General features: G+C 37.4%; 15 protein-coding genes. 4 read left to right on the top strand and 11 right to left on the bottom strand.

Annotated features, from left to right (window positions below; genetic code table 11):
• Window positions 1-32: 32 nt before the first annotated feature.
• Window positions 33-764 carry a class I SAM-dependent DNA methyltransferase gene (locus WAZ07_RS19170; RefSeq protein ID WP_336473705.1) on the bottom strand — a complete coding sequence of 244 codons (732 nt, stop codon included), beginning with the start codon at window positions 762-764 and terminating at the stop codon, window positions 33-35.
• A gap of 207 nt (window positions 765-971) precedes the next feature.
• On the opposite strand from WAZ07_RS19170, the gene WAZ07_RS19175 reads away from it, so the two are divergent.
• Window positions 972-2162 (top strand): glycine C-acetyltransferase, encoded by a 1191-nt coding sequence (locus WAZ07_RS19175; RefSeq protein ID WP_336473706.1) that lies wholly within the window; start codon window positions 972-974, stop codon window positions 2160-2162.
• A gap of 34 nt (window positions 2163-2196) precedes the next feature.
• A complete protein-coding gene (locus WAZ07_RS19180; protein WP_336473707.1) occupies window positions 2197-3171 on the top strand; it encodes an L-threonine 3-dehydrogenase in 975 nt (324 codons plus the stop codon).
• Between the two features lie 65 nt (window positions 3172-3236).
• Here the strand turns inward: WAZ07_RS19180 and WAZ07_RS19185 are convergent, their stop codons facing one another.
• The 9 genes from WAZ07_RS19185 to WAZ07_RS19225 form a co-directional block, all read right to left on the bottom strand.
• On the bottom strand, window positions 3237-3473 hold the full coding sequence (locus WAZ07_RS19185; protein WP_336473708.1) for a hypothetical protein: 237 nt from the start codon (window positions 3471-3473) through the stop codon (window positions 3237-3239).
• A gap of 169 nt (window positions 3474-3642) precedes the next feature.
• The gene (locus WAZ07_RS19190) at window positions 3643-5526 is read right to left on the bottom strand and encodes a vWA domain-containing protein (RefSeq protein WP_336473709.1); all 1884 of its coding nucleotides are present in this window, start codon (window positions 5524-5526) and stop codon (window positions 3643-3645) included.
• 3 nt (window positions 5527-5529) lie between these two features.
• Window positions 5530-6423, bottom strand: a complete 894-nt coding sequence (locus WAZ07_RS19195) for an ATP-binding protein (protein WP_336473710.1) — start codon at window positions 6421-6423, stop codon at window positions 5530-5532.
• Window positions 6424-6682: 259 nt separating this feature from the next.
• Window positions 6683-8209, bottom strand: coding sequence for a cardiolipin synthase (locus WAZ07_RS19200; protein ID WP_336473711.1), 1527 nt, complete (start codon window positions 8207-8209; stop codon window positions 6683-6685).
• 701 nt (window positions 8210-8910) lie between these two features.
• Entirely contained in the window at window positions 8911-9138 is a 228-nt protein-coding gene (locus WAZ07_RS19205) for a hypothetical protein (protein WP_090917531.1), read from the bottom strand.
• Window positions 9135-10334, bottom strand: a complete 1200-nt coding sequence (locus WAZ07_RS19210; RefSeq protein WP_336473712.1) for a Ger(x)C family spore germination protein — start codon at window positions 10332-10334, stop codon at window positions 9135-9137. The genes WAZ07_RS19205 and WAZ07_RS19210 overlap by 4 nt, the downstream gene beginning before the upstream one ends.
• Complete coding sequence (locus WAZ07_RS19215; RefSeq protein ID WP_336473713.1) at window positions 10331-11446, bottom strand: GerAB/ArcD/ProY family transporter; 1116 nt, start codon at window positions 11444-11446, stop codon at window positions 10331-10333. Before WAZ07_RS19215 ends, WAZ07_RS19210 begins: the two co-directional genes overlap by 4 nt.
• A gap of 2 nt (window positions 11447-11448) precedes the next feature.
• Window positions 11449-13011, bottom strand: coding sequence for a spore germination protein (locus tag WAZ07_RS19220; RefSeq protein WP_336473714.1), 1563 nt, complete (start codon window positions 13009-13011; stop codon window positions 11449-11451).
• A 654-nt stretch (window positions 13012-13665) separates the two neighbouring features.
• Window positions 13666-15090 (bottom strand): amino acid permease, encoded by a 1425-nt coding sequence (locus WAZ07_RS19225; RefSeq protein WP_336473715.1) that lies wholly within the window; start codon window positions 15088-15090, stop codon window positions 13666-13668.
• 566 nt (window positions 15091-15656) lie between these two features.
• Here WAZ07_RS19225 and WAZ07_RS19230 point away from each other — a divergent pair.
• Window positions 15657-17615: an electron transport protein gene (locus tag WAZ07_RS19230; RefSeq protein ID WP_336473716.1), complete on the top strand. Its 1959-nt coding sequence runs from the start codon at window positions 15657-15659 to the stop codon at window positions 17613-17615.
• A gap of 68 nt (window positions 17616-17683) precedes the next feature.
• Here the strand turns inward: WAZ07_RS19230 and WAZ07_RS19235 are convergent, their stop codons facing one another.
• Window positions 17684-18574 carry an SDR family oxidoreductase gene (locus WAZ07_RS19235; RefSeq protein ID WP_336473717.1) on the bottom strand — a complete coding sequence of 297 codons (891 nt, stop codon included), beginning with the start codon at window positions 18572-18574 and terminating at the stop codon, window positions 17684-17686.
• A gap of 302 nt (window positions 18575-18876) precedes the next feature.
• Here WAZ07_RS19235 and WAZ07_RS19240 point away from each other — a divergent pair, with 302 nt between their 5' ends.
• A complete protein-coding gene (locus WAZ07_RS19240) occupies window positions 18877-19080 on the top strand; it encodes a hypothetical protein (RefSeq protein ID WP_336473718.1) in 204 nt (67 codons plus the stop codon).
• Window positions 19081-19194 lie beyond the last annotated feature (114 nt).

Below are 19194 nucleotides of genomic sequence, written 5' to 3' on the forward strand. Positions count from 1 at the left end.
TATATAAAAGGCGATGCATCAACATCGCCTTTTTATTTTGTACACGAAAATAATAGAAACAGGGGGATACGCAGCCTACGTGTATATTCTTCCTCACTTTGAAAATGCTGCAACTCCGGTGTTGCTTCGCGTAAACTAGTAATCGTAAAACCAGCTTTCTGTAAAGATATGAAATATTGTTCAATTGTCCGGTGGTATTTAATCACTTGTTCATTAATCCATGGCTCAACGCGTTTGCCAGTTTTAAAATAATCATCAACAAGCCAGCTTGTTCTTTTTCCAGTACTTTGTAAGCTTTCAAATGCAGAAGTGATAACTGGGTGCTGAACACTAAAAGCAAAAGTCCCGCCAGGTTTTAACGTTTGAAAAATCTGTCTGAGAGTATCATCAATATGTTCAATGTAGTGAAGGACAAGTCTAGATGTAACGATATCAAAAGTAGAAGATGGGTATGTATAGTCTTTGAGGTTTAAAAGATGGACAATTCCATTTGTATGTTGTAATTGCTTCTTAGCTTCTTCATACATGCGATGGGAGCCTTCAATTCCGGTATAAGATTGACAGCCTTTCTGTAATAGTTCTACTCCAAGTTGTGCATCACCGCAGCCAAGATCAAGAATACTTTTATCTTTTATATGGCCGAGTAATTGTAAGAGAACAGGCTTTTCAATCGTGTCGTTTGGGTTATCAGTTCGATGCCTACGTTTCATGTATTGTTCAAAAAATAAGTCCTCATTGTAAACGTCAGATTCTGTATAAGACATTGTATCCACTCCTTGAAAGCGTTTTTTTTAATTCTATCAAAATCTAAATAATAATAATAGATTTCCGTCATTAGATAAGATATAATCAGTAGATGTAAGCGTTTACTTTAAGCTATTTTCCTATAACAATTTTTAAAAACGTGTTAAGCTAATAAAGGGAGTATTATGGTAATACTTTCTTTATATGAACGATAGGGAGGTTTCACGATGTCTAGCAAAACACTTGACAATTTTTTAGTAGAAAACCTAGAGGATTTAAAATCAAAGGGGCTTTATAACGTTATTGATCCGCTTGAGAGTTCGAATGGACCAATCATTACAATTGGCGGAAAAGAATATATTAATTTATCTTCAAATAACTATCTTGGATTAGCAACAGATGAGCGTTTAAAAGAAGCAGCAATCGGCGCGATTCATAAATATGGTGTTGGTGCAGGAGCTGTTCGTACAATTAACGGTACACTTGACTTGCATATTAAATTAGAAGAAACAATTGCCAAATTCAAGCATACGGAAGCAGCAATTGCATATCAATCTGGATTTAATTGTAATATGGCAGCGATTTCAGCTGTTATGGATAAAAATGATGCAATTCTTTCTGATGAATTAAACCATGCATCTATTATTGATGGTTGCCGTTTATCAAGAGCAAAAATTATCGTTTTTAAACATTCCGATATGGAAGATTTACGTAAAAAAGCGATCGAAGCAAAAGAATCTGGTTTATACAATAAATTAATGGTTATTACAGATGGTGTATTCTCAATGGATGGCGATGTAGCAAAACTACCAGAAATCGTTGAAATTGCAGAAGAGTTAGATTTAATGACATATGTTGATGATGCACACGGTTCTGGTGTACTTGGAAAAGGTGCTGGTACAGTAAAACATTTTGGACTATCTGATAAAGTAGATTTTCAAATTGGAACATTATCGAAGGCGATTGGTGTAATCGGTGGATATGTTGCTGGTAAGAAAAACTTAATCGATTGGTTAAAAGTTCGCTCTCGTCCATTCTTGTTCTCAACAGCATTAACACCAGCTGATGCAGCGGCTTGTATGAGATCAATTGAAATTTTAATGGAAAGCACTGAGCTGCATGACCGTTTATGGGAAAATGGCCGTTATTTGAAACAAGGCTTAAAAGAGCTTGGCTTTAACATTGGTGAAAGTGAAACACCAATTACACCGTGTATTATTGGTGATGAAGTATTAACACAACAATTTAGCCAACGTCTAAACGAAGAGGGCGTATACGCAAAATCAATTGTGTTCCCAACTGTAGCAAAAGGAACAGGACGTGTTCGTAATATGCCAACAGCAGCACATACGAAAGAAATGCTTGATGAAGCAATTCGCACGTACGAAAAAGTTGGAAAAGAAATGGGTATTATTTAAGACATTTACATCTATGAAAGCTTGCTAATGAGGAGTGGGGAAAATGAAAAAAATTCTAGTAACCGGTTCTTTAGGTCAAATTGGTTCTGAACTTGTAACGAAACTTCGTGATGTATACGGTGCATCAAACGTTGTTGCAACAGATATTCGTGAAACAGATAGCGAAGTTGTAAAGTCTGGCCCATTTGAAATTTTAGATGTAACGGATGGTCAAAAATTACATGATATTGCAAAACGTAATGAAGTGGATACAATCATTCATTTAGCAGCATTACTTTCTGCAACGGCAGAAAAAAATCCGCTATTTGCTTGGAACTTAAACATGGGCGGTCTTGTAAACGCGTTAGAAGCGGCACGTGAGTTAAACTGTAAGTTTTTCACGCCAAGCTCAATTGGTGCATTCGGTCCGGCAACGCCAAAAGATAATACGCCGCAAGACACCATTCAGCGTCCAACTACGATGTATGGGGTAAACAAAGTAGCTGGAGAACTATTATGTGATTATTACTATCAAAAGTTTGGTGTAGATACGCGCGGTGTGCGCTTCCCTGGTTTAATTTCATACGTTGCGCCTCCTGGTGGAGGAACAACTGACTATGCAGTTGAAATTTACTACGAAGCAATTAAAAAAGGTGCGTACACTTCTTACATTGCAGAAGGAACATACATGGATATGATGTACATGCCAGATGCATTGCAAGCGATCATTTCGTTAATGGAAGCAGATCCAAGTAAGTTAAAACACCGCAATGCATTTAACATTACAGCAATGAGCTTCGAGCCAGAACAAATTGCGGCATCTATTCGTAAACACATTCCAACATTCACGATGGATTACGCGGTTGATCCAGCTCGCCAAAAAATTGCAGATAGCTGGCCAAACTCAATTGATGCAACAGCAGCAAAAGAAGAGTGGGGCTTCAAAGCAGAATATGATTTAGACAAAATGACAGCAGATATGCTTGAGAAATTAAAAAAAAAATTAGAAACTGAGCTAGTAATTAGCTAATGAGAAGAACCGATTCAATGTGTTGAATCGGTTCTTTTTTAGTTAGCCTAGATAAGAAATTTATCTTATTCGGTATCGGGATATTGCCTTTCCGTTTCTTCAAATTGTTTTTCATATTCGTTGCTAAATGCTTTATGTGTTTTTTGATCTTTATCCCAAGGATTTGATTTTCCTAACTTTTTGTTAGCAGAAGAACCGTAAGGCCCTTCAGGAAATTCCTCAGGAATGACATATTGATGTCTAGCTTCAGCAGTTGTAACATCCGTATATTGTTCATCCTTTTTTGTGGACAAATGAAACATCCTTTCACACATATTTGATTCTTAATATGCCCAAAAAATTTTCATTTTTTATCGGCGATTTTTCAAATATATCGACCGTTTTTTACTATATATCGGCGATTCGACACAATTTAAAGACTCTTCGACATAAAACAACAAAAAACCAGGAGCTGCACCTCAGCTCCTGGTTTTATTCAATCGTCTTCAATAGTAATTTCTTCAATAACGGTTTAATCTTCAAGCGTAAATCTTCCGCATGATTCGCTACTAAGAAGTGGTGGTTGTATATATTTTTCATCAGCTGATAGGTTGCTTCTTTTGCTTCGCCTTCTTCGATAAAGATTCCGATGACTTCTATGCCGCTTTTGCGAGCAAGTTTCACAGCTTCGTGTGTATCTAAAATACCGTCTTGTTGGTAGTCTAATGCAGATGGTTCGCCATCTGTGAAGACAAGCAAAAATTTATGCTTTTCCTGACGTTTCGCTAGTTTTTCGGAAACGATCCGAATAATGTATCCATCGCGGTTATCTTCTTCTTCACGAAGTTGCATGACTTCTGGACCAATGCTTGGCAGCGTTGAGTTTTGATACGTTACGACTTCATGAATGACGTTTGGTTTATTTTCGTGTGTGGCGCTAGAAGCATCTTCCCAAAATCCACTAATAGCGTGCGGAATTTTTAACGATTTTAAAGCTTCATGGAAAAGAACGACGCTTTTTTTCGTTTCCTCCATTTTGTTATACATCGAACCAGAGCAGTCAACTAACAGGTGAAAGACAACGTCAAGCTCTTGTGATTCTTGTCCTTTTTTATAAAACATACGTGGTTGTTTTTCTGTATAAATACGCAGGAACTTTTTACGAAGTCTTCCGTAGTATTTATCAGCATTTGCGTTCGTTTTATTTTCAATTGTTTTTTCGATGATCTTCTTTAGTTCTTTTACATCTTTATTTACGACAGATTTTATCGCTTGATAGTCTTTCTTTTCGTCAGGCTGCGGTTTGCGAGCTTCTTTAAAAGTATGCGATGCGCCGGCGTTATATTTACCGTATACACCTTCATTTTGGCTAGAAGCATGAGATGCTCTCGTATCTTCAGTATCTGCACCGTCGAAGTTCGACTGCGTACTTTTTTGGGAAGTACCTTGCACAGAAGCAAGTGCTTGATCACTATCCTCAGATTCACGGGCCGTATCACCCATCATATTTGTTTTTGTACCGCTCTCTAATTCAAAGCGTAAGAAGTTTTCGTTTTCATTGTTTTTATTTTCACGATGCCAAGTCGAAAAACTTTCTTTGATTTTACTCTTATTATCGTCATCATCAACGATTTGAACATCATCGTTTGCTAATTCATCTACTCGTTCTTCAATTTTGTCAAAAACGACAGAAGTATTGAGCGGCGCAAGTCCAAAGTAGTTATTAATCATATCATTTTCTAAAAGTTCTTCTAAACGATAGCGAATTTTTTCGACAACATACATCGTATCTTCTGTTGTACGCGTTTGGAACGTTTCGTGTAATATTGCTTCAATGTGCTCAAAGTAGTCGTTGTTAAACATTTCGTATTTGTCGCTCGTTACTGTTAAGTAACATAAGCAAATAAGCATATCAGCATGATAATTACGGATCCGGTTAATTTCGTATTGTGAGCTGAAATAATTTCGATACATTTCTTTGCGGCGTGCAAAAATTGGTTTTGTACCAGGACGCTCTCGTTTTACAATTTCTTCAACTCGTAAATCCTCTAATAGAACGAATAACTGCGTTAAAAAATTTTTAAGCGGTGATTGCTGTAATTCTTTTGCATAACTACGAATCAGTTTCATATCGGAATGATGTTTGTAGCCAAGCGCTTTTAAATATACTTCACTTTTTAAGCCGATTACTTTATCCGCTTCACTTCGATCATCCCAAAAATGACTGATGACAATTTTATTTTCGATTTCGTCATAATATGCTTTATATCCATATTCTAAATACGCATTTTCTTCTTTTAGAAGGGCGTACATTAAGTTTTCCATTTGTAGAAACAGAGACGCATCGATTTTCTTGTCGCTAAAAATTTGTCTCATGAATTATCCCTCAAAGAAATAGCTTTCTGCTAATTCACGTACTGTCATTTGTTCCGTTTCATCGCTTAATTTTGCAATAATACTTCGTTCAATTGCACGCATCACTGGAATATATACACTTAAATCACATGCATCGATAATACCACGAATACTTGCAGCTTCTTCACTTACACGACCATCGCGAGCTAGCGGCATTAAGTCGCTTGCGAATGCCACAAACTTTTCGATTGTTGCTGCATTCTGTAATTTTGATTCAGCTAATAACAGTTCTTTTAATGTTTCACCTTGAATATAAGGAACTTCAATAATAACGAAACGGTTTTTTAACGCTTCATTTAGTTCGCTCGTTCCAACATATCCTTCGTTAATTGCAGCAATTACACGATATTCATCACTGCCATACACAACTTCTTGTGTGAATGGGTTTGTAATCATTTTGCGGTAGTCGAGTGCACCGTGAAGAAGTGGAAGCGTTTCTGGTTTTGCCATGTTAATTTCATCAATATAAAGGAAGTGACCATTTTTCATCGCTTTCATCAACGGGCCGTCCACGAAAGTAACTTCAGAGGCACCGTCCTTTGTTGTTAATGTGTTGTATCCTAAAATACCTTCCACATCTAGATCAACAGAGCAGTTAATGCTATGCATTGGCTTTTGGAATAGATAAGATAGCGTTTCAGCAAGAACGGTTTTACCGCTTCCAGTAGGTCCTTTTAATAGAACATTTTTACCAAGAAGTAAGGCAGTAATTGCATCTTCAATAATACTGCTATCCGCTGCTTTATACATTTTTGTTCCAATTAAAGTAGCAGCATTGCCCGCTGCATATTTATTTGTTTCATGAATATTTACAAGTTGCTCTTTTAATCCCTCATGTATATGAAATTGTTCTAACATGTATTTCCCACCTAACATTATTTTCATAAAGTAAACAATCCTTCTTATGATAACGTGTTTTCATAAGTGAAGCAAAGAAAAAACATCTTCCAATTTGGAAGATGTTCCCTTATTCCGCTATCCGTGGGCAGTAAGACCCCCACCTCAAGATTTAGAGAGAAGCAAAGAAGATAGGTGGGGGATAACTGCCCGTAAAAGCCCGATTGGGCGGGCTTTCCATCAGTGGGGGATAAGGCCCCCCACTGATGGAAGTTTCACTTTATAAAAGTGGCGAAATAAGTCGCATCAGTGATTCAAGCATTCTTTTTCTAATACTTCTTATTTGAAATACTTCCCAGCGAATTTCTGTAGAATCCTTAAAATCTTGTTCGAAATCACGTTTAATATCAAGGACAGTCGGAGAGTTGTATAATATGGCGATTAATTCATAATTCAATTCAAAACTACGAATGTCCATATTTGCTGTACCAATTGTTGCAATTTCATCATCAATTAATACAATTTTAGCATGCATAAATCCATCTTTATAACGATAAATAGAAACACCTGCTTCCAATAACGGAGCAAAGTAAGATTGAGAAGCTTGGTCGCTTATAACGCTATCGCTTATGCCAGGATACAGAATACGGACATCAATTCCAGCGACTGCACTTAAACGTAGTAATGTTAATGTTTCTTGATCCGGAATAAAGTATGGCGTCGCAATCCAAATGGACCGTTTAGCTGATGTCATTGCCGCTAATAGGGCATTTCGAATTGTTTTGTCATTTGCACTCGGGCCACTTGCGACAATTTGGACAGCACCTTCTGCCTGAGTCGTCCACCTTGGAAAATACTCTTTATTCATAAAAGGTTCCCAAGAATAGTTATTTAATCCACTACATGCGTATAACCAATCTTCTAGAAAGATGGCTTGTAGTTTGTATAATGCTTTTCCTTCAAGTTTTAAATGACTATCTCGCCAAATTGGAAATTTCTTAGAACGACCAAGATATTCATCCCCAACATTCAATCCACCTGTAAATCCAATTTTCCCGTCAATAATAATGATTTTTCGGTGATTACGGTAATTGACAGTTTCGATTAACCACGGAGAAAGGACAGGGTCAAATTCTACTACCTCAATTCCTGCATCCTTCATCGGTTGCAAAAAGGTGCTTCGTAATGGATAGCTTCCGAGATCATCAAATAAAAAGCGGACAGTTATACCAGCTTTTGCTTTTTCAATTAAAGCATCCCGAATTTTTGTGCCAATTTCATCAGCCCGGTAAATGTAATATTGAATATGAATGTGATGTTTTGCTTCTTGAATGGAGGACAAGATTTCTGTAAATGTTTCTTCTCCGTTTGTTAATAATTTCGTTGCCGTTTCATCTGCAATAGGGCCCCCGCCAAACTTTTGAATGATCGTGGTCAAATGGGCAGAGTGTTCATTTAGAGACGATGGTATTGCCTGTTTCAATCGTCTTCCTTCTAAAATTTCACGGAACAACTTTCTTTGCTCTTCAGCACGATGTAAATGTTTTTTTCGGCGCCATCTGCTTCGGCCAAATAAAGCATACAAAAATACGCCAAAAATAGGGAGAATGGCTAACACTAAAAACCAAGCTAACGTACTTTGCGGGGAGCGATTTTCAATAAAGATGATGAAAGCAATGCCAGCAGCTGTAATAAAGAATAGTGATCCAACGAAGGTGTATAACGATATAGATGATCTGTTTAATACTATTAGTATAATAGTTGAAACTGCAACAACGAATAGTAATTGAAGAACACGATTTTTCATTGGTAGGAATGTCACCTTTTTCTGATTAGTTATATCCTTATTATAAAAGGTTTTATTTACATTAAACAAATAGGAAATATTATAGCCTACGCTTCTTAATTATCGGAACTTTTCGTTTTAAAGAGGAGAGAATTTGATGAATGGTGTAAGTCGTCCTATTGGTGGGGGAATGGATATCCTTATCCACCCCCTTACCTATGCCAAGGTCCGCCTTATTTATCCTGCTATTCGTGGGCAGTAAGACCCCCACCTCAAGAATGAGAGAGAAGCGAAGAAGATAGGTGGCGGATAACTGCCCATAAAAGCCCGATTGGGTGGGCTTTCCATCAGTGGGGGATGAAAAAACCCCCACTGATGGAAGCTTCACTTTATATGGCTACGGTTATTAAGAATTTTTTGTGCAGAAAAGGGAAATTGCAAACTATTGTAAAGGAGTACCACCTTTTAGAACAAATAAGGTGGTATTTGTTTAGAAATAAAGAGATTAATTTTTATGAAATAAATATAAAAACAGCGAGTCCGTTCCAGGTATATGATAAAAAAAGGGCGATTTCACCCAAGGATGAAGGCTGCTCAAAATGAGATTGGATCAATACATAAGTTATTTGGAATCGCATCATAACTCACAAATTAGTAGGTAATATAGGTCCTATTTTCTTATCAATTTATCTTTGCACCAGAATCAACCTTCTCGATTTTCTTTATTTTGGTACCATCTTTTCAAGCGGTTCGAAAATAATTTGAATCAATTTGTTAGGACCTGGCATATCAGGAAAGTGATTGAGCAGTATAGCCAGAATCCATCCAATTGCTGTCAAAGAAACAAAAACGAATTTATCCTTTTTTGGATAACGATTCATTTTCGGCCACTGATAGAGAGCCATAAGGCACACTAAGAATGTAATACCAACTATTGGTCCTATCTTCATTTCTTTTCCCCCTCTTGTTTAGGCAAACCTCCAGGTCTCGTTCCTAATCCCGGCCTCCGCACATAAGCTTTGATATCAATGCCAACTTCCACTTGTGGAAAAATCTCATCCCACCTATCCTTTACTTTATCCCACTTGTCCGGATATTTTCGTTCAAAAGCTTCTGCAAAGTGAAAAACATCCGTTTTCATTTCTTTTTGTACCTTTTCTAAAGTCTGGTTAAGCCGTTGTTGAATAGCCTTTGCCAATTTTTTTTGAATCATTTTATTTATTTCTGGTTTCATAACATCTAAATTAGTAGTGTTCTCTACGATACTTCCTTCAGTTCTAATATTTGCTGTTATTTTCCATTTATTATTTTCAATTTTAGGAGCTATATCTGTATGTTCTTGAGTGAGTTCCATCGTTATGGTCTCTTTTTCCCCCTGAGGTTTTACTGCCACGACCGCTTCCAGAATTTCATTTCTTAACCAAAGGAGCCCTTTTGTCATTTCTGGATTAATTTTTCCAATCATTTTGTCTTTCTTAAAAATAGATGTTTCAAGAATAGGACCAAGTGTTTCCTTTTCTTCAATCTGTTCCAAATTTTTAGTATTAATGTAAGGAAGAATAGCTCCCCCCGCCTCTCCCGTAACCATTTGTTGAAAATCTTTTAAAGTGACAACTGGACCCATTCGTTCATCCACAAGCTTCCGTAGGGACTTCCCTATATATCCCTCAAGCGGAGACTGAAGTGTTAAAAGATGAGCTGCATCCCCTTCACTGACAAATAAATATGAACGATTCCGGGGTTCTGGGTGACGTACAAAGAAATCTATTTCATCATGAAGGCCCTCTTTCGCAGCCTGTTCCCCAAAAATATAAACTCTGCATTGCCCCCAGAAGAGCTCACGGGGGGTTTTCGCTTGAATTTTTGACATAGCATCCGAAACATTTTTACCCAATGCGGTTCTCACTATAGTCGATTTATCGTCTCCCCCCGCTTTAGCTTGTCCGGCACTCTTCTCCCCTTTAGGAATTAAAACCTGAACCGACACTTTAGTCTGATCTTTGCTTTTATCAATGGTTGTTGTTAATACAATTGCCATCTCAGTTGTTTCTATTCGATCCCAACAACCTGTGAGTGGAAGAAGACATATAAAAACGAGAAGAACTAAGAGTGATTTTTTTCTGCTAATAGGCACATAACGTTTCACTGTTGGTGCTCTCCCTTCTTTTTGTTATGTTTCTGACGAACCATAGCCAGAAACAGGAGGCATAATGGAATTACAAGGAGGAAAAGCGGTTTATAAAGCGGGCTTACCAATTTATAAAATTGACTCATTTCCGGTATATTAGGGTGTGCCCATATGCCGAACACGACCATAAGCAAACCGTAAGGAAAGACAACAGGACGATAATCAGACAAATTTAACCATTGAGCAGTACCTAATGCAAGAGCATAGTAGAAAACCGATATTTTAAGGAAAATCCCCGTTACCCAAACCACCATAACGATGGCTTCTAGGTTTTCAAAAAAATCGCTAATATTGATATATCGAGCTGCCTCAAACACCGGATAAAGGTAGTTACTGGTCATTTTTCCTCCAAATAAGAAAAGGACGGTAAGGTTGATTACTATCATCGTGAGTGTAACTGCCAAAACAGAGATCATGCCCCATTTCTTTCCCTTCTCTCTATCTGTTAAGAAAGGTAATAAAAATGAAATGACGAAAAACTCTGTAAACCAACCTAACCCTGGGATAATCGCTCCCGATATAGAAGGCTTGATCCCATGCATCATGATGGGAAACATATTTTTGGTCTCAAAGTCCTGCAGAAGAAGAAGAAGCATAATGAATAAAGGAACAATAAATAATGGGATATAAAGTTGAGCCAGTCTGCCCAATACTTCTATCCCTCCATAAACTACAAAGGCGCAAAGCAAGGTAAGACAGGAAATGATAACAATACGTGGTGTTTGCGGGAGAATGGCCCCCACTGTGAACTCTGCATATTGCCGTAGGAAGTTACCGATATTCTCCAGTAAGAAGAACAGGTAAAAAAAACTAATAATCTTTCCAAGAAAGCGTCCTATAATCTGTTCGCTGTATTGAATAAACGTCTCGTCGGGATAGATCTTGTTAAGCCGGTAAGCAAGAAACACTGAAAGAAAGCCCATGGATGAAGCAAAAATAGGGGAAATCCACATATCCCGTTCTGCCTCCCTGCCCATAATTGTAGGAACGGCCAGAACAGTGGTTCCTAAAATCATAGGATACGCTATGAGCCCCATCTGAATGGCAGAAATCTTTCCTTTCTCCAACATGTTTATTCACCTCCCTTTGATGGATTAAGCTTCTGATTGGAAGATTGTCGGTCAGAATCGTATTCTCCTGTTAAATGGGAACGAGGACTGATCATCCACCAAGGCGCCCGGAATAACACATCTTTCAAACCGCGCACTTTTACGGGAGCAATCGGACTCAGATAGGGAACTCCAAAGGAGCGCAAGCAACACAAATGGATACTAATCGCAATTATCCCAAACATAATTCCAAGTAATCCAAGCGTTCCAGCAGCGAACATTAAAGGGAAACGAAGCATCCTAAATGCTGTCCCTTGAACATAACGCGGAATCATGAAGGAGGAGATACCGGTGATGGCCACCACGATGACCATAATTTCGGAAACCAGACCAGCTTGGACAGCAGCTTCACCAATTACTAAAGCACCTACAATACTAACAGCAGCCCCAACTTGTTTCGGAAGCCGGACTCCTGCCTCACGTAATGCTTCGAATGTAAGTTCCATGATAAAAGCTTCTACGATTGTCGGGAAAGGAACAGGTTCACGTGATGCGACAATACTATTTAACAGCATGTTTGGAACCATTTCTTGATGAAATGTCATGATGGCTACATATATGGAGGGACCCAGAAGAGACATCCCAATAAATAAATAGCGCATCCATCGAATACAAGTACTTATAAGAAATCGTTGATAATAGTCCTCCGGAGCCTGAAGCAACGAAAAAAACGTGACAGGCAAAATCAAAACAAAAGGTGTCTCATCTATCATGACAGCTACTCTTCCTTCCAAAAGATTTGCAGCTGTAACATCCGGGCGTTCTGTATTGAGGATTTGAGGGAATGGCGAAAAAGAATTGTCCTCAATCAATTCTTCGATATATCCGCTTTCCAATACTCCATCCAGTTCGATTCGTTGTAGCCGGTTTTGAACCTCTTTAAGAAGCGTTTGGTCTACAAGTCCTTCGATGTAAGCAATTACCACATCTGTTTGCGTATAGCGCCCGATTTTCATCGATTTCAATTTCAAATCTGGACTTTTAATTTTTCTACGCAAGAGAGATGTGTTGATTCTTAAAGTCTCCACAAAACCGGATCTTGGCCCTTGTATCACCCCTTCTGCAACCGGTTCTTCAATTGACCGTTTCTCCCATTTAGACAACCCTAAAGAAAGAGCCTGTTTCTCTCCCTCTATTAAAAGAAGGGGATTTCCTTGCAGAATCGACTCTATTCCTTCATGGACGGTATCCACCTCTTGTATACTGGCTACCGCAATTTTGCTTTTCTTTAATTGATTTATAATGTCTTTTTGTTCGGTTATATCCTGCATTAAAGGAGAAAGGAGATTTTTATCCATTTCTTCAAGATCAGATAAGCCTTCAATATAAATCAAAACAGCTTTGATTTGATTCCCAATTAAAAAGGAACGGAAAATTACATCTGAACAATCGGTAAAAGTCATTTGAAAAAAATGGAGATTTTGTTCTAAATCCGAAAAAAGAGGTTGGGAATATTTTTGAATCTCCTTTTTTGGAGATAAGAGCGATCTATTTTTTGACTTTATTCGAGAATTTCTTCGAAGCATGACCGTCTCCCCTTTGAAACAGAATAAAAAAGAATCTTAATTTACTAAATTATTCTAAGCAAATGTACTTATTTTAATAGTTGTTGTTCTTTTTTTCAGTTCTGGTACAAAAAGAATTAAATAGCAAAATCGAAATGAATCTTAACTAATAAATACGTCTGTTTCTTTCGCAGTTAAATTCTTTATGATGAACTTTCATAATGAGAATGGTCTAGATTGTTCGGTATTTACACTGTATTTTTATGTATATTTTGAAAACATTCGAGATTTGCGCCAGAACCAAATATAATGTTATTTTTGCAATTCCTTTGAAAAATATTCATCATTTAAGATGAATTCATATACAGGTTTTGTGTACCTATTAACTTTTATCCCGCTATTTGCGGGCAGTAAGACCCCCACCTCAAGATTCAGAGAGAGTATTGTCTAGTTCCAGTGGCTAGAATGTTCGGTGGCTTCGCTTCTTCCTACGAGGTAAAATACACCTCTACGTCAGAAGCTCCATCCCCCTCACATTCTGGACGAGCCACTTCCACTTTTCTAAAGAAGATAGGTGAGGGTAGTTCAATATACAAAACCGTTAACAGTATCAGAATTAAAAAATGAATTTTAACCGAAAAACACTAGCTCCGTAAAGAGCTAGTGTTTTTGAATTTAATTAATTTTTGTATCAAGTGTTTCTATGTTCTTTTCAGCGGTATTTTTCATGATAAATGGATAAAGAACTAATCCAATTACGAATAATCCTATTCCTAGTAAGAAAGTTTTTATATCAGATGTCCCTGTTTTGATAACCCAAATTGAATATATAAGAGCAAGTACTGTGATTACTCCGTCAACTTTGCGAGAGCCTTGCATGTTGCTATATGTTTCACCAGTAATAATGAGTTTTAATTGATACAATGTTGAAACAAGATATGGAATTAAATAAGCAAGCGTAGCGACAACAATTGCAAAGTTATATGCTTCTGATACTGAACCAGAAATAGTAGAGAATAAGAAAATTTGTGTCATGATATTTGTTAATAACAATGAGTTTGTTGGACTTCCTTTTTTATTTGTTTTTCCAAAGAAAGCAGGGAATAGTCCGCTTTTCGCTGCTTGATATGGAACTTCTGCACTTACAACGATCCAACCTACTGTAGAACCGAATAGAGAGACAAGTGCTAGAAATGCCATAATGTATGCACCTTTATTACCAATAGCCATATTTAATGCATCAACCAATGGTTTTTGTGATTCTTTTAGCGCATCTTGCGGAAGAGCACCCATTGTTAACAATGTAATTGATACATAAATAAGAAGCGCAATTACTAATCCGAAAATCGTTGCTTTTTTTACATCGCGCTGTGACTTTGCACGGTTTGAAAGCATAACAGCTGATTCAATACCAATAAACGCCCAAAGTGTTGAGATGGCAGCAGCGTTGATTTGTCCGCCTAATGGAATGGATTTTCCAGCCTCATTCATAAACGTTTGACCATCGCCGAAATTAGCTGCATTAAAAATGAATAATGTAATGATAATAAACATCGTAAATCCAATAATTTTTGCGACAGTTGCAAGTAAATTCATATTACCAGCACGATCAATATTTTGCGAAAGAATATATTGAATGCCCCATAGCATAATACTACATACAGCAAATGTTAGGCATTTTCCTAGTTCTAATGAGAAACCATTTGTCGTGAATAAAACTTGTTTACTTTGCATAACTGGGAAAAATGTAGATAAATATCCTGCAAATGAAATAATAACAGAAGCTGTTGCAGCCCAGTTTGCAGCCCAGTAGCCCCAAGCCATGCTATAACCAGCAACTTTCCCAGATTTTGGTGAAGTGAACATTGCTTGCGCATAGCTTTGCGGACCTGCTTTTAAATTTGGTTTTCGCATTGCTAAGTTTCCAAATACGAGTGCAATCATAAATACACCAAGCCCGGTAATTGTCCATGCCAGCGTGGAACCCATTGGCCCTGATACTTGTGCTAAATTTGCCGGAAGCATAAACACGCCGCCGCCAACCATATTTCCAACAACGAATGCTGTTAAAATCCATAAACCCCATTTTTTTGTGTCCATGATTGTCTAACTCCTTTTGATGATAGTTTTTTTGTTTTATGATTTATTGTACCTAGTGTTTTTTGGAAATAAAAAAGAGCCATGTAGATAAAAAATACCTACATGGCTCTTTGCCTAACGTAGGTACAACGGGAATAACCCTTGTACCTACGCGTGAATTTTTCCGCTAGGTTTCAAGGGTTTACGTATGATGATGATGTTTTTGTGCAAATGTAACTACAGTTGTATTTGTAAGCATAGTCCTTTGCTCCCTTTCTCCTCTGATTTTGAAGTAAGTATACTACATGTTTTTTAGAAAGGGAAGAGAAAAATGTATATTGCGTTATAAAAATTCGTATTGCTGATTAAATATTTATAGTGATTTTTCTTTCGATATTTTACAGGCCTTATTTGAAAAGGCTTTTAGAAATAAGCTAAGATATCACAAAATTGTATACGCTAGATGTTTATAAAATGAAAAAAGAAGACGGAAATTATGTTCTTGTATTTATTTCTTTTTTGACAGGGAATATTAAGGCTGTTACTGAGCGTTTGTAATATTTTCTGATGAACATGGAGGAAAGTAAATGGAACATAGGAAGTCGGCTAGATCTCTTGCTTTGGGGATAATGTTTGTATGTGTTGTTCTTTTTAACTTTTCAAAACCAACATACGCTTATATTCCTTCTGAAGAGCAAATTGTAAAAAGTAAACTGAATCATTATGGAACTGCGGAAAATCAACCAGCATATGATATTTGGGGACAAACGATTTCGCAAAAAAAGGCGAATGAGTTGTTGAAAACGGAAGAGGGCAAAAGGTTATTATCACCACAAAACGGAGCAGTGAAAATTAATAAGAATTTATTAAAATTGGGGAGAGAGTCTTTTTATGAAGAAACATTTGGAAATGAAGTGTTTCTTACAGACATAATGGGTGTTTTAAATGGTGCGTTAACTTTAGAAAATATTAAAAAAGCAATTCACGACTTACATGGAAAAGGGACAACAAATTTACGTGTTGAACTGGCGAAAACTGTGAAAATAGGAGATAAAACGTTTGAAAAAGGAACAAAGGTTGATACTGGCTTAGATGTTGCAAGAGGTTCTAATGAAGTATTAGGAATGCCTATTATTAAGTCTGAAGGAAGAGAGAAGATAGGAGTAAGCTGTGCTGCATGCCACGCAACGGTGACTAGAGATACAAAACAAGTTATTGAAGGTGCTGCAAATAATGATTTTAATGGCGGTCTCATTTTAGCACTAGGGACAAATTCAACAGCTTATTTTTCTCGTGCAGAAATTAAGTCATTACAAGACTATATGAAAGATTTAGGGCGAACAGTAGTAACTTCTGATGGAAAAAAAGCTCCGCTTCCTGATCCAGAGATGATAGAGGAGGCTGTAGATCGTACTTTATTAAAATGGCCAGGCGGAAACTTTGATGCGAGTAGTGATTTGGTGAATAATCCAACACAAATTCCAGATTCTTTTACATTTGGAGATCATCCTTATGGGTGGAATGGGTTTGCACAAGCTGGTCCATTTAAAGGACTAAGTGTAATTAATAGTGCTGTAAATATTCAAGGGTCAGATTTAACGACATTAGCACATGCTAGTCCATTCCTTTTCAAAATCGACAAGGAAGTTTATTTAGGAACAATGTTACAAAATGCAGCGAATCTAAAATATCGATATGATCCTAAAAGTGGAAAGAAACCATCTGAGTTTTTTGCTTCAGTAGACCCAACTCCAGGAGTTCCGGGAGTAAATGAATTAATTACGCTTCCGACATTTCCAAGGCCGTCTTTAATCTCTCCTAATGGTTTAGTATCAAGTTCTCCTGGCTATCGGGTTATGGAGCAAAATAATGGAATGTCTGCATTACAAAATACATTCGTTTCCCCAAAACCACCATTATCTGTTGATGATAAGACGATGAAAAAGGGGAAGAACGTTTTTGCACGTGCAGGTTGTATTACTTGTCATGCAGGACAAACCTACACAAATAATAGGATTATTCCAGTTAATGAAATTAAGACCGAGCCATCAAGAGCAAAATCATTTGAAGCAATAGGTAAAGACTTAGCGGAGCCAATTATTTATTCACCAGATACACCTGTACCTGTGCCAAAAGGAGCAAAATTGTTAAAGGTTCCAGCCTATTCATTAGAAAAAGATAAGATTAACTTAGCATATATGTTAAATGGTTCACCTGGTGGTTACAAAGTTCCAAGTTTGTTAGGGCTTTATTGGGGAGCACCGTATTTACATGATGGAGGTGTTGCGGTTGGCCAAAACGTGGAGAGTGAACTAGGTATGACAGGAACGGTATCAAAAGGAATTGAGCCTAATCCGTTTAACAGCTTACGAGCATTAATTGATCAAAACTTGAGAAGAAAAGTAATCGAAGCAAACAAAAATTCAAAGGATTTACAAGACGCACATATTACAGGAGAAGGACATGAATATTGGGTAGATTCTTCTACAGGTTTTTCAAAACAAGAGCAAGATGCGTTAATCAACTATTTACTCACATTAGAATGATTTAGAAGTATGCTGTAGCAAACAAGATAGGCGGAGAATGAAGAAACCCCACTCATGGAAGTTTCATATTATCCATTTATAATCACTCCGCCGTTTACATGAAGAATTTGTCCTGTCATATATGAGGAGTCGTCCGACGCCAAATAAACATAGGCAGGTGCTAGTTCAAAAGGTTGTGCAGTACGTTTCATTGGTGTATTGCTTCCAAATGTTGCATAAATTTCCGGAGGAGCGCTTGAAGGAATAAGAGGGGTCCATACAGGACCTGGAGCAACGCCATTGACCCGGATTCCTTGATTAATGACTGATAATGCTAACGAGCGGGTAAATGCAACGACAGCTCCCTTGGAAGCGGCATAATCAATCGCGGGATCAAGTCCGTTGTATGCGGCGAGTGAAGTCGTATTGATAATAGAGCTTCCATTTTTTAAATAGGGCATGGCTGCTTGTGTTAAATAAAAATATGAAAAAATGTTTGTTTTAAAAGTACGTTCGAGCTGCTTTGCTGAAATGTCGGTGATACTTGCTTGTGCATGTCCTTCTCCCGCATTATTGATCAGGATTTCAAGATGGCCAAATACTTCTATTGTCTTTTTAACGATATAATGACAAAATCCGGCATCCCCAATATCACCTGCGATTGTCAGGCATTGTCTGCCCAATTGGTTTACTCTGTCTTTTGTTTCGGATGCATCCCCATGCTCATTTAAATAAACAATTACAATATCCGCCCCTTCTTTTGCGAAAGCAATGGTGATAGCCCGACCGATCCCGCTGTCTCCTCCAGTAATGATGGCGACTTTGTTCAATAGTTTGTTGCTTCCAGAATAATTAGGATTTTCGGAGATAGGTCTTGGAATCATCAAAGATTCAATACCCGGCTGCTGAGGTTGGTACTGCGGGGGAAATTCGATTGGAACTGTATCGCATTTTTCTATAAACCCAAAATACTCAGACATAATAAGCAAGCCCCCTTCGGTTATATGTGATTTAGCATATTCTTAAAAAGATTATAGGTGCATGCCCATTCCCTGTCTGTGTAAACATGAAGTTGGACATCTAGGGGGGGAATAACCCGAAGTAACTCTCAGGGAGAGTTGTTTTCGTCGTGGAATTGAGAAGCCCCCACTTCAAAATTCGTTAGAATTTAAGTGGGGGGTAGTTCATTTGATATTTTCATGATAAATATTATTTAGAAATTACTGTAAATAGAAGGGCGATGTGATAATCTTATAAAGAGGTTTTTTTAAGGGGTGGGAGCTTGCCGTATGTCGTACATATTTTAAGCATTTTCATGATTTGTGTAGGGGGAATTAGTGTATATCGCTCTGTTAAATATAAAGGGTACGGAGCTTATTTTAAAGTTAAAAAACTGAAAATTCCGTTATGGATTATTACGTTAGGGGTTGCGCTGTTTGTTATGAGCATGGGTATGTATACGCTCATATTGGAAGGGAAATGGTAATGCTGTTATCGATATAAATTCCTTATTATTGGAATGGAAAAGGAGTAGAATGTTCTACTCCTTTTTTCAATTCTCAGCAGTGATTTTAAGATTTATGGCGAATTATGTAGAGAA

The organism is Bacillus bruguierae (assembly GCF_037104725.1).
Classification (GTDB): Bacteria; Bacillota; Bacilli; order Bacillales; family Bacillaceae_G; genus Bacillus_A; species Bacillus_A bruguierae.

Coding starts and splice junctions, on each gene's coding strand:
- WAZ07_RS19170 (WP_336473705.1), bottom strand. CDS start 764: ATGTCTTATACAGAATCTGACGTTTACAATGAGGACTTATTTTTTGAA.
- WAZ07_RS19175 (WP_336473706.1), top strand. CDS start 972: ATGTCTAGCAAAACACTTGACAATTTTTTAGTAGAAAACCTAGAGGAT.
- WAZ07_RS19185 (WP_336473708.1), bottom strand. CDS start 3,473: ATGTTTCATTTGTCCACAAAAAAGGATGAACAATATACGGATGTTACA.
- WAZ07_RS19190 (WP_336473709.1), bottom strand. CDS start 5,526: ATGAGACAAATTTTTAGCGACAAGAAAATCGATGCGTCTCTGTTTCTA.
- WAZ07_RS19195 (WP_336473710.1), bottom strand. CDS start 6,423: ATGTTAGAACAATTTCATATACATGAGGGATTAAAAGAGCAACTTGTA.
- WAZ07_RS19200 (WP_336473711.1), bottom strand. CDS start 8,209: ATGAAAAATCGTGTTCTTCAATTACTATTCGTTGTTGCAGTTTCAACT.
- WAZ07_RS19205 (WP_090917531.1), bottom strand. CDS start 9,138: ATGAAGATAGGACCAATAGTTGGTATTACATTCTTAGTGTGCCTTATG.
- WAZ07_RS19215 (WP_336473713.1), bottom strand. CDS start 11,446: ATGTTGGAGAAAGGAAAGATTTCTGCCATTCAGATGGGGCTCATAGCG.
- WAZ07_RS19220 (WP_336473714.1), bottom strand. CDS start 13,011: ATGCTTCGAAGAAATTCTCGAATAAAGTCAAAAAATAGATCGCTCTTA.
- WAZ07_RS19225 (WP_336473715.1), bottom strand. CDS start 15,090: ATGGACACAAAAAAATGGGGTTTATGGATTTTAACAGCATTCGTTGTT.
- WAZ07_RS19230 (WP_336473716.1), top strand. CDS start 15,657: ATGGAACATAGGAAGTCGGCTAGATCTCTTGCTTTGGGGATAATGTTT.
- WAZ07_RS19235 (WP_336473717.1), bottom strand. CDS start 18,574: ATGTCTGAGTATTTTGGGTTTATAGAAAAATGCGATACAGTTCCAATC.